Genomic DNA, 11497 nt, shown 5'->3' on the forward strand with positions numbered 1-11497 from the left:
GATCTTCAGGATCGGGGCCGCAGCTGCTCGACGGCGCGGTGCGCGCACGTATAATCGGCGCGGTCGCGCTGTTCGTATCAACCTAAACTCAGAAAGGAACCTTAATGAACAAACAGGAACTGATCGACGCTGTCGCAGGACAGACGGGCGCCAGCAAGGCTCAAACCGGTGAAACGCTGGACACGTTGCTTGAAGTGATCAAGAAGTCTGTGTCGAAGGGTGAGGCGGTCCAGTTGATCGGCTTCGGTAGCTTTGGTTCGGGCAAGCGCGCAGCGCGTACGGGGCGTAATCCGAAGACCGGCGAAACCATCAAGATCCCGGCTGCCAAGACCGTCAAGTTCACGGCAGGCAAGGCGTTCAAGGACGCAGTCAACAAGCGCTAAGCAGATTGCTGCCGGGCAGTTGACACCCGCGAGAAAAACCCGCCAGTGGCGGGTTTTTTTTGTCCATGCGTGCGGCTCAAATGCGAGGCGTGCTTCGTTCAGTCATGACGATGCGCATTCTTGCCGTGGTCATGTCCGCAATGCTCGCAGTCGTCGCCGTGCCCGTGATGATGGTCGTGATCATGCTCGTCGTCATGATCGTGGTCGTCGAACTCCCATGCAGGGAACGGATCGGGGAACTGCTGCCAGCCTGGCGGCCCGATCGCGTATTCGTCGTCGGTGAGCAGACAGGCGTCGAACCTCGCGCGCCAGAGGGCGGGGTCGATGTCGACGCCGATCAGCACGAACTCCTGACGACGATCGCCGATGCTCATATCGGCCGGCGCGCCGTACCAGTCGGCGGCGATTTCGGCGGCCAACTCGTCGTCGCCTTCCGGCCACTCGCTGCGATCCTGCGCGGCCCACCACATGCCCGCGGGGCCGTGCCGGCAAGCGCCACCGGCCTGCGATAGCGAACCGCCGATATCGTTGCGCGTCGCGAGCCAGAAGAATCCCTTGCTGCGCAGTACACCCTTCCACTCCTGATGCAGCAGCTCCCACAGTCGCTGCGGATGAAACGGCCGGCGTGCGCGATAGACGAAATAGCCGACGCCGTATTCGTCGGCTTCGCTGTGATGCACGTGGCCATCTTGATCGCCGTGCTGATTCTCGTGCTTGTGCTCGAGCGCCGCGAGCCAGCCCTGCGCATTCGACGCTTCGTCGAAATCGAAGCGTCCGGTGTTCAGCACCTGATCGAGCGGCACTTCGGCAAAGCGGCTCACGAGCTGCACCGCACGCGGGTTCAGGCGCGCGAGGATGCGCTGCAAACGCGCGAGCTCGTTCGCGCTGACGAGATCAATCTTGTTCACGACGAGCACGTCACAAAACTCGATCTGCTCGATCAGCAATTCCACGATCGTGCGGTCGTCGTCTTCGTCGACCCTGACGCCGCGTTCGGAGAGCGCATCGGCGGACGCGTAATCGCGCAGGAAGTTGAACGCATCGACGATCGTGACCATCGTATCGAGCCGGGCGACTTCGCCGGGCGAGAGGCGGTCGTCGCCATCGAATGTGATGGTTTCGGCAATCGACATAGGCTCGGCGATGCCACTCGATTCGATCACGAGCGCGTCGAAGCGCTTTTCGCCGGCGAGGCGACGGATTTCGCTTTGCAGATCGTCGCGCAGCGTGCAGCAGATGCAGCCATTCTTGAGTTCGACGATCTGCTCGTCGACGCCCGACAGTTCGGCCGCATTACGCATGAGCGTCGGGTCGATATTGGCGTCGCCCAGATCGTCGACGATCACGGCGACGCGCAAACCGGCGCGGTTCGCGAGGATGTGCTTCAGGAGCGTGGTCTTGCCGGCGCCCAGAAAACCGGAGAGCACGGTGATGGGCAATAGCGGCTGGTTCATCGCGGTACGAATACGGGAAGATTGGAAGGCGTGCCGCGCGCGGGGTCAAATCGTCGGCATCGCTGCGACGGCGCGACAAAAGCACGAAGTCGCATTGTGCATTAAAATGCGTGCGGCTCGTGCGAGCGACAGCGTTGGAATGGCTTACTGCGCGGGCATCAACTTCCAGCTGCGCAGAATCGCAGCGATCTGTTGCGCGTATTTGTCCCGCAACGTCGGCGTCTCCGAGTGGTATGCTCCGACCGCCTGCCAGGTATTGCCGTACTTGTTCATCTGCCGGCGCAGATGCCACGCCGCGATGTAAACGTTCTTGCACGGCTCCATCAGCGTGCCCTGCGAGATCCCGTACTGGGCGAGCACCGGCAGATGCACCGAATTGATCTGCATCACACCGTAGTCGGTCGAGCCATTCGCGTTCTTGTGCTGGGCATCCGGCCGGTTGTGCGACTCCTGCCACGCAATAGCCCGTAAGATCAGCGGATTGACCTTCTGATACTTCGCCGCTTCATCGAAGCAGTCGGCGCGCGCGGAGCCGGCCGCGGCGAGCAGCGCGAGCGTGGCGGCAACGGTGACGAGCGGACGTTTCATCGGTCAATAGGACTAAGCAAACCCGAGGTAAGAATCGGTAAGGCAGTTCGCCGGCCGCGTTTCGGCCGCAACGGCAAGCTGGCCGGGCGTTTGTCGAGCATCGGGGAAAACCCGCGTCAGCAAACACATAACAGTGGGTCGAACGGCTCGTATCATACCGGCAGTCCGACCTTCGTCAAGTTGGCTAACCGACATAAGACCGTACAAAGCCGGGTAATGGCGTGAGTGTACGATGCTGGCTAGCTTTCAATTTAATAACAGCTCTGCGATCTTCATGAATTCGCATGGGGCCCCTTGTTTTGTTTCAATTCCGACATGAAAAGCTGTTACTGTTCGATTTTTTCGGACCTCGGGACGCCGGAACTCGAAGCGAAACTCGCTTTTAGGGCCGGCTCACAAACCGACCGGGCGGTAGCTTGCCGCCGGGTCCGCATCGCATGACCGTCGGTGGCAGAGGTTGCCGGCATCGATATCACATCCCATGAGAAGAAATTGTATGGCTTTGCGTCGGGTGGCAACGGCGCTGCTGGTGGCTGGACTGATCACCGCGCAAACTGCACACGCGCAGGTGACACTCAACTTCGTCAACGCCGACATCGACCAGGTCGCGAAGGCGATCGGCGCGGCGACCGGCAAGACGATCATCGTCGATCCGCGGGTGAAGGGGCAACTGAACCTCGTGTCCGAAAATTCGGTGCCTCAGGATCAGGCGCTCAAAACCCTGCAGTCCGCGCTGCGCATGCAGGGTTTCGCGCTCGTGCAGGATCATGGCGTGCTGAAAGTGGTGCCCGAGGCCGACGCCAAGCTGCAAGGCGTGCCGACCTACGTCGGCAACGCGCCGACGGCGCGCGGCGACCAGGTCATCACGCAGGTCTTCACGCTGAGGAATGAGTCGGCCAACAATTTGCTGCCGGTACTGCGTCCGCTGATCTCGCCGAACAACACGGTCGCGGCCTACCCCTCCAACAATACGATCGTCGTCACCGACTACGCCGACAACGTGCGGCGCATCGCCCAGATCATCGCGGGTGTCGATAGCGCGGCCGGCCAGGCGGTTGCAGTCGTGCCGCTGAAGAACGCAAATGCGATCGACATCGCGCAGCAGATGAACAAGATGCTCGATCCGGGCTCGATCGGCAGCACGGACGCGACGCTCAAGGTGTCGATCTCGTCCGATCCGCGCACCAACTCGCTGCTGATGCGCGCGTCGAACACCGCACGCCTCGCGGCGGCCAAGGAACTCGCGAAGCAGCTCGACATGCCGACCACGATGCCGGGCAACATCCACGTCGTGCCGCTACGCAATGCCGACGCGACGAAGCTCGCGCGCACGCTGCGCAGCATGCTCGGCAAGGGCGGCGGCGAGGGTTCGTCAGGCGGCGCGAACGAGGCCAACTCGTTCAACCAGAACACGAGCGGCGGCGGCGGTGGTGGTGGCGGTGGCGGTCTGTCGAACAGCAGCTATTCGACGGGCTCGTCGGGTACGCCGCCGTTGCCGTCGGGCGGCCTCGGCGGCGGCTCGATGAACTCGCCGATGGGCGGCGGCGCTTCGGGCTCGAACAGTAATACCGGCGGCTTTCTCGGCGGCGATAAGGAAAAGAGCGAGGATCAGGGCGGCGGCATGATTACCGCCGATCCCGCGACCAACTCGCTGATCATCACCGCGCCCGAAGCGACGTACCGCAACTTGCGCGCGGTGATCGACCAGCTCGATGCGCGTCGCGCGCAGGTGTATATCGAGGCACTGATCGTCGAGTTGAACTCGAATACGAGCGGCAACCTCGGCATTCAGTGGCAGGTCGCGAACGGCAACCTGTTTGCCGGTACCAACCTGGCGACTGGCTCGGGCAACAGTATCATCAACCTGACGGCCGCGGCGGCCGCGGCTGGTTCGACCGGCGGTCTCGCGACGGCGCTAGGCCGCCAGGCCCTGCAACAAGGCTTGAACGTCGGCTGGATCCACAACATCTTCGGCGTGCAGGGTCTCGGCGCACTGCTGCAGGCGCTGTCGCAGACCGCAGACGCGAACGTGCTGTCCACGCCGAACCTGATCACGCTCGACAACGAAGAGGCGAAGATCATCGTCGGTACCAACGTGCCGATCCAGACCGGTTCGTACTCGAACCTGACGAGCGGCACGACGAGCGCGGCGTTCAACACGTTCGACCGGGTCGACGTCGGTCTGACGCTGCACGTGAAGCCGCAGATTACCGACGGCGGCATCCTGAAGCTGCTGCTCTACACGGAAGATTCGGCGATCGTGAACGGCACGAACAACGCGGCGACGAACCCGGCGGGCCCGGAATTCACGAAGCGTTCGATCCAGTCGACCGTGCTGTGCGATAACGGCGAGATCATCGTGCTCGGCGGCCTGATGCAGGACAACTACCAGGTCAGCAACAGCAAGGTGCCGCTGCTTGGCGACATTCCCTGGCTGGGCCAGCTGTTCCGCTCCGAGCAGAAGACGCGCAACAAGACTAACCTGATGGTGTTCCTGCGCCCGGTGATTCTCGCCGACCGCGACACCACGCAGGCCGTCACGGCGAACCGCTACGACTACATCCAGGGTGTGCAGGGCGCGTACCGTCAGGACAACAACATCATGAGGGATCGCGACGATCCGGTCGTGCCGCCGATGCCGCTCGGCCCGAGCCAGGGCGGGGTGCCGGCGATGAACCTGTTCGACCTGAACCAGATGCGCCGCCAGCAGATGATGCCGCAGCAGGCACCGCAACAGGTTCCTCAACAGGTACCGCCGCAGGCCGTGCCGCAAGCTGGCGCGCAGACCACGACCCAACCCGTGCCGCAGACGATGCCGCAAACCATGCCGCAACCGGCCGTCGTCGAGCCGGCAAGCGGCCCGGTGCCGAGCACGGTGTCGCCGGGAGCGCGTCCGTGACGCAGATGCCCGCGCAAACCGCGCCTTCGCAACGTCCGCTGAACGGCGATGCCGCGGCCGGCGAGCGCGCGGCACCGTCCCCGCTTGCCGCCCGGCTCGTGCCATACGGTTTTGCGCGCAGCGGCCAGATCCTGGTCGCGCATCAGCATGCCGATAGCCTCGAAGTCTGGATCAGCGAGCGCACGAGCGAAGCCGCGCTTGCCGAAATCGCGCGCAACTACGGCGTGGTGTCGGTCGTGCGCGTGCCCGCCGACGATCTCGCGCAGGCGATCAACCAGGCCTATGCGCGCCAGGACGGCAGCGCCGCGCAGGTGGTCGGCGAAGTCGAAGGCGAAGTCGATCTGTCGCGGCTGATGCAGGACATCCCCGAGGTCGAGGATCTGCTCGAATCGGAAGACGACGCGCCGATCATCCGTATGATCAACGCGCTGCTCACGCAAGCCGCACGCGAGCAGGCATCGGATATTCATATCGAGCCGTTCGAGAATGCGTCGGTGGTGCGTTTTCGCGTCGACGGCACGCTGCGCGACGTGGTGCGGCCTAAAAAAGCGCTGCACGGCGCGCTGATCTCGCGGATCAAGATCATGGCGCAGCTCGACATCGCGGAAAAACGTTTGCCGCAGGACGGCCGCATTACGCTGCGCGTCGGCGGTCGTCCGGTCGACGTGCGGGTATCGACGCTGCCCACCGGCCACGGCGAGCGCGCGGTGCTTCGTCTGCTCGAAAAAGACGCGGCGCGGCTCAATCTCGAAGCGCTCGGCATGGCATCCGACACGCTCCGCCAGTTCGACAAGCTGATCGGCAAGCCGCACGGCATCGTGCTCGTGACGGGTCCGACCGGCTCAGGCAAGACGACGACGCTGTATGCGTCGATGTCGCGACTGGAGACGGCAACCACCAACATCATGACGGTGGAAGACCCGATCGAATACGACCTGTCCGGCATCGGCCAGACCCAGGTCAACGAGCGGATCGGCATGAGCTTCGCGCGCGCATTGCGCTCGATTCTGCGTCAGGACCCGGACATCATCATGATCGGTGAAATCCGCGACCTCGAAACCGCGCAAATCGCGGTGCAGGCGTCGCTGACCGGCCACCTGGTGCTCGCGACGCTGCACACGAACGACGCGGCATCGGCCGTCACGCGTCTGACCGACATGGGCGTCGAGCCGTATCTGCTCGCCTCGTCGCTGCTCGGCGTGCTCGCGCAGCGGCTGGTGCGGCGACTGTGCCCGGTGTGCCGCGAAGAGCGCACCGAGGAAGACGGTAGCAAGCGCTGGCATCCGGTCGGCTGCGACCGTTGTGGGCAATCCGGTTACGCGGGACGGCGCGGCGTCTACGAGCTGCTGCTGATCGACGAAACGATCCGCTCGCTGATCCACCGCAACGCGGCCGATGCCGAAATTCTCGAAGCGGGCCGCGCCCAGGGCATGCGCACGCTGCGCGAGGATTCGGAGCGCTGGCTCGCATCGGGACTGACGTCCCTCGAAGAAGTGATTCGCGTGACGGGCGGAGCATAAGCGCATGCCGGCATTCCGTTTTGAAGCAATCGACGCGGCGGGCAAGGCACAAAAAGGCGTGCTCGACGCCGACAGTGCGCGCGGCGCGCGCACCAACCTGCGTTCGCAGGGACTCACGCCGCTCGTCGTCGAACCGGCGGCGTCGCGCACGCGCGGCGAGCGCAATCAGCGGCTCGCGCTCGGGCGTCGTCTGTCGCAGCGCGAGCAGGCCATTCTGACGCGGCAGCTCGCGAGTCTGCTGATCGCGGGCCTGCCGCTCGACGAAGCGCTCTCGGTGCTGACCGAGCAGTCGGAGCGCGACTACATCCGCGAGCTGATGGCGGCGATTCGCGCCGAAGTGCTCGGCGGTCATTCGCTTGCCAACGCGCTGCAGCAGCATCCGAAGGATTTCCCCGAGATCTACCGGGCGCTCGTCGCGGCCGGCGAACACACGGGCAAGCTCGGCCTGGTGCTGTCGCGGCTCGCCGATTACATCGAGCAGCGCAATGCTTTGAAGCAGAAAATCGTGCTGGCGTTCACGTATCCGACGATCGTCACGATCATCGCGTTCGGCATCGTCACGTTCCTGCTCAGCTATGTGGTGCCGCAGGTCGTCAACGTGTTCGCGAGCACCAAGCAGCAACTGCCGTTTCTGACGATCGTGATGATGGCGCTGTCCGGTTTCGTGCGCCACTGGTGGTGGGCGATGCTGATCGGCGTGATCGTGGTCGTCTATCTGGTGCGCGCGACGCTCCGGCAACCGGGGCCGCGTCTCGCCTTCGACCGCTGGCTGCTGACCGCGCCGCTGCTCGGCAAGCTGGTGCGCGGCTATAACACCGTGCGCTTCGCTAGCACGCTCGGCATTCTGACCGCGGCGGGCGTGCCGATTCTGCGCGCGTTGCAGGCCGCGGCCGATACGCTCAGCAACAACGCGATGCGCGAGAACATCGACGATGCGATCGTGCGGGTGCGCGAAGGCACGTCGCTGTCGCGCGCGCTCGGCAACACGAAGACGTTTCCGCCGGTGCTCGTGCACCTGATCCGCTCGGGTGAAGCGACCGGCGACGTGACGACGATGCTCGATCGCGCAGCCGACGGCGAAGCGCGCGAGCTGGAGCGCCGCACGATGTTCCTGACGAGCCTGCTCGAGCCGCTGCTGATTCTGGCGATGGGGGGCGTGGTGCTCGTGATCGTGCTTGCGGTGATGCTGCCGATCATCGAACTGAACAACCTCGTGCAGTAGCGGTGGCCGTACCGCGAGGAAGGAAAAGAAAAGATTTGCGCGGCGTGCCGTATCAGCCGCGCAACCGCTTCAGGTTTCAGCGCACGTAAATGGTGGGACCGCTGGAGTTGGCGGGCAGAAAGATTTCCGAGTGGGCGCCGTTGCGGTCGATGATGATCGAGCGGGCGCGAACTTCGGAGAGCCTGGTGCCTTGCATCAGCGCGCTGCCGAGCGACACCGCGTGCGGCGGCTCGCCACCGACGCTGACGATCGCCGCGGCGCCTTCGCTCAACGCGAGGATGCCGAACAGATGGATGTCCTGATTGACGTTGCGCGTGAGCTGTCCGCCGAACAGCGTCGCGGCCTGGTCGGTCGAGACCTGCGCGTGTGCGGCGGCAGCCGGTAGCGGCGCGCCGGACATCGTGGTGAGCGTGATGACCCAGTACGTGAGCGTCGCGCAGAAAACGGCGAACAGCGCGAGCGACAGGAGGCGGATTTGGATGGCGTTCATGCGCACATTGTACGGACTATTGTGAAAATTGCGGTGGGTTGAAAGCCTTCAACTGCATGACATTAAAATGACCGGCCCGGCGTATTCAATCTGACAACCCGAGCCAAAAATTTCATCTGAAAAGAGGTAGCAAGCTATGCAACTGTCGACCATTCGCCGCGCTGACAACGCGGGTTCACGCGGCCGCCGTCAACGCGGTTTCACGCTGATCGAAATCATGGTCGTGATCGCGATTCTCGGCATTCTCGCCGCGCTGATCGTGCCGAAGATCATGAGCCGTCCGGACGAAGCGCGGCGCGTCGCCGCGAAGCAGGATATCGGCACCGTGATGCAGGCGTTGAAGCTCTATCGCCTCGACAACGGCCGCTATCCGACCCAGGAGCAAGGCCTGCGCGCGCTCATCGAAAAACCGTCCACCGACCCAGTGCCGAACAACTGGAAGGACGGCGGCTATCTCGAGCGTCTGCCGAACGATCCGTGGGGCAACGCGTATCAGTATCTGAATCCGGGCGTGCACGGTGAGATCGATGTATTCAGCTACGGCGCCGATGGCAAACCGGGCGGCGAAGGCAACGATTCCGACGTCGGGTCCTGGCAATAAGCACGCTGAACAGAGCATCCGCCAGGCTCGATGATGTTCACGCACGCACCCTCGTTGGCACTGGGTTGGCCGCTGGTTTCACCGGGCGCCCTGCCCGCCGCGCCGCAATTTGCATGGCGCGACGAAGCGCGCGTGTTTCACCGATGCATTGCTGTTTGAATATTCGTTGATCGTCGATGGCCGGCACTATGCGCACGTCCGCTTGCAAGTCCCCCGTGGACACCCCGTGTACGGCTTCGCGGCCGCGCTACCGGCAACGCCGCGGCCGCGCGGCTGGCTTCACGCTGCTCGAAATGATGGTCGTGCTCGTGATCGCGGGCCTGCTCGTGTCGCTGACCGCGCTTACGATGACCCGCAATCCGCGCACCGATCTGAACGAAGAAGCGCAGCGTCTCGCGCTGCTGTTCGAATCGGCTGGCGACGAAGCGCAAGTGCGCGCGCGGCCGATCGCGTGGCAGCCGTTCGAGGGCGGCTTCCGTTTCGATCAGCGCACCCAGGACGGCTGGCGTCCGCTGCGTGACGATCTGCTCGGGCCGCGTAAGTGGGAAGGCGGCGTGACCAGTGTCGCGATCAGTTACTCGGGCTCGGATTCACATGCCGATCGCATCGTATTCGGTACCGAGGCGATCGACGTGCCGGTGCAGGTCACGCTGTTTTCGGCGGCCGGACAGGCGACGATCGTCAGTACCGGCAATGGCCGCTACGAGGTGCGCTGACATGCGGATGCGTCGTTATGGCAGGCCCGCCCATGCCTCTTCTCTCTTCAACATGCGCGCTATCGCGTGCCACAGCCAGCGCGGCTTCACGATGATCGAGGTGCTGGTCGCGCTCGCGATCATCGCGGTCGCGCTTGCCGCGTCGCTGCGCGCGGTCGGCAGTCTGGCGAGCGGCGAAGCCGATCTGCATCGGCGTCTGCTCGCCGGCTGGAGCGCGGACAACGCGCTCGCGGACCTGCATCTGAAGCATGCATGGCCGAACATTGGCTCGACGAGCTTCGATTGCTCGCAAGGCAATCTGCAATTGCGCTGTACCGAGCATGTGACGGCGACGCCGAATCCGGTGTTTCGCCGTGTCGAAGTGATGGTGACGATGCCGGGGCAATCCGGCAATCTCGCCCAGATGGTCACGGTGGTCGCGAATGAAGCCAACCGCTCGCTGTGAGCGCCGCCGCCGTTACGGCGCGCGCGGCTTCACGCTGATCGAACTGCTGGTCGCGATCGCGATCCTCGCAGTGATCGCCGTGCTGTCGTGGCGCGGGCTCGATCAGATCATCCGCGCCCGCACGACGATCACGAACGCGATGGAAGACGAGCGGGTGTTCGCGCAGCTGTTCGATCAGATGCGCATCGACGCGCGCCAGGCCGCCAGCGACGACGAAGCCAGCCAGGCCGCGGTCTCGGTGTCCGGCAACACGCTGCAGATCGTGCGGCACATGGTGCTGCCGGGCGCCGCGCCGCGTCTGCAGGTGGTGCGCTATCAGATCTCGAACGGCCGCGTGGTGCGCTATGCGTCGCCGCCGATCGGCAACGTCGGCGACTTGCGGCGTGCGTTGCACGGCAGCGACGAAGGCTGGAGCGCGGTGCCGCTGATGGGCGGCGTCGGCTCCATCTCGGCGCGCATGTACGTGCCGAAGCTCGGCTGGACCATCCAGATGAACGACGTGCAAACCGCGATGAACCAGGCCGTCAACAATCTGAAGGTGCCGCAGCTCGGCAACGCGCCGATGCCGCGCTCGGTGACAGGGCTCCAGGTCAGCATCGGCGCGACATCGCTCGCACGGCCGATCACGCGTGTTTTTCTGGTCGGAGAATGACATGACGTTTTCCTCCTCATGGCCGAAGAAGTCCGCATCCGCTTCGCGCGCACGTGCGCGCGAGCGGGGCGCGGCCATCATCAGCGCGCTGCTGGTCGTCGCGTTGTCGGCGATCCTCGTGTCCGGCATGTTGTGGCGCCAGCAGGTGCAGATCCGCCGCATCGAGAATCAGCGGCTGCTGTCGCAGGCGCAATGGGTCGCGCGCGGCGCGCTCGACTGGACCCGGCTGATCCTGCGCTCCGAGGGCGATACGTCGGCGGGCATCACGTATCTGGGCGGCTTGTGGGGCGTGCCGATCGCGAAAACGCGGCTGTCGGATTTTCTCGGCCAGATCGGCGAGGTGCGCGCTGAGCAAGGCGCGGCCACGTACCTGTCGGGCTCGATCGAGGACGCCCAGTCGAGATTCAATCTGCGCAATCTGGTCGCGAGTCCGGCGCCCGGCGTGACGCAAATCAGCGCCGAGCAGATGGCCGCGTATCAGCGCCTGCTGGTGTCGCTCGGCCTGAGCGGGCAGCTCGCCAAAGTGA

General features: G+C 64.3%; 12 protein-coding genes. 9 read left to right on the forward strand and 3 right to left on the reverse strand.

What is annotated here, in order from left to right:
- Positions 1-104: 104 nt before the first annotated feature.
- Complete coding sequence (locus tag ACLFKU_RS27920) at positions 105-383, forward strand: HU family DNA-binding protein (protein WP_013090989.1); 279 nt, start codon at positions 105-107, stop codon at positions 381-383.
- Positions 384-481: 98 nt separating this feature from the next.
- On the opposite strand, the gene ACLFKU_RS27925 is transcribed toward ACLFKU_RS27920, so the two are convergent.
- Complete coding sequence (locus ACLFKU_RS27925) at positions 482-1837, reverse strand: GTP-binding protein (protein WP_410851214.1); 1356 nt, start codon at positions 1835-1837, stop codon at positions 482-484.
- A 144-nt stretch (positions 1838-1981) separates the two neighbouring features.
- Positions 1982-2425 carry a lytic transglycosylase domain-containing protein gene (locus tag ACLFKU_RS27930; RefSeq protein WP_013090991.1) on the reverse strand — a complete coding sequence of 148 codons (444 nt, stop codon included), beginning with the start codon at positions 2423-2425 and terminating at the stop codon, positions 1982-1984.
- Between the two features lie 496 nt (positions 2426-2921).
- Between ACLFKU_RS27930 and gspD the strand changes: the two genes are divergently transcribed.
- The 3 genes from gspD to gspF are packed head-to-tail and all read left to right on the forward strand — an operon-like array spanning position 2922 to position 8066.
- Positions 2922-5324: a type II secretion system secretin GspD gene (gene gspD / locus ACLFKU_RS27935; protein WP_410851215.1), complete on the forward strand. Its 2403-nt coding sequence runs from the start codon at positions 2922-2924 to the stop codon at positions 5322-5324.
- Between the two features lie 5 nt (positions 5325-5329).
- Positions 5330-6844 carry a type II secretion system ATPase GspE gene (gene gspE / locus ACLFKU_RS27940; protein WP_368624141.1) on the forward strand — a complete coding sequence of 505 codons (1515 nt, stop codon included), beginning with the start codon at positions 5330-5332 and terminating at the stop codon, positions 6842-6844.
- A gap of 4 nt (positions 6845-6848) precedes the next feature.
- Complete coding sequence (gene gspF / locus ACLFKU_RS27945) at positions 6849-8066, forward strand: type II secretion system inner membrane protein GspF (protein ID WP_176380597.1); 1218 nt, start codon at positions 6849-6851, stop codon at positions 8064-8066.
- A gap of 76 nt (positions 8067-8142) precedes the next feature.
- Here the strand turns inward: gspF and ACLFKU_RS27950 are convergent, their stop codons facing one another.
- Positions 8143-8556: a hypothetical protein gene (locus ACLFKU_RS27950; protein WP_410851216.1), complete on the reverse strand. Its 414-nt coding sequence runs from the start codon at positions 8554-8556 to the stop codon at positions 8143-8145.
- Positions 8557-8692: 136 nt separating this feature from the next.
- Here ACLFKU_RS27950 and gspG point away from each other — a divergent pair, with 136 nt between their 5' ends.
- The 5 genes from gspG to gspK all read left to right on the forward strand — a co-directional run.
- A complete protein-coding gene (gene gspG / locus ACLFKU_RS27955) occupies positions 8693-9157 on the forward strand; it encodes a type II secretion system major pseudopilin GspG (protein ID WP_013090996.1) in 465 nt (154 codons plus the stop codon).
- 176 nt (positions 9158-9333) lie between these two features.
- Entirely contained in the window at positions 9334-9873 is a 540-nt protein-coding gene (locus ACLFKU_RS27960; protein WP_410851217.1) for a GspH/FimT family pseudopilin, read from the forward strand.
- 52 nt (positions 9874-9925) lie between these two features.
- Complete coding sequence (gene gspI, locus ACLFKU_RS27965; protein WP_410851222.1) at positions 9926-10318, forward strand: type II secretion system minor pseudopilin GspI; 393 nt, start codon at positions 9926-9928, stop codon at positions 10316-10318.
- Positions 10296-10970, forward strand: coding sequence for a type II secretion system protein J (locus ACLFKU_RS27970; protein WP_368584844.1), 675 nt, complete (start codon positions 10296-10298; stop codon positions 10968-10970). Before gspI ends, ACLFKU_RS27970 begins: the two co-directional genes overlap by 23 nt.
- A 1-nt stretch (position 10971) precedes the next feature.
- The coding region (gspK, locus tag ACLFKU_RS27975; RefSeq protein ID WP_410851218.1) for a type II secretion system minor pseudopilin GspK at positions 10972-11497 on the forward strand (526 nt) is incomplete at its 3' end.

Origin of the sequence: Paraburkholderia sp. EG304, assembly GCF_046543485.1 — a bacterium.
Lineage (GTDB): Bacteria > Pseudomonadota > Gammaproteobacteria > Burkholderiales > Burkholderiaceae > Paraburkholderia > Paraburkholderia youngii.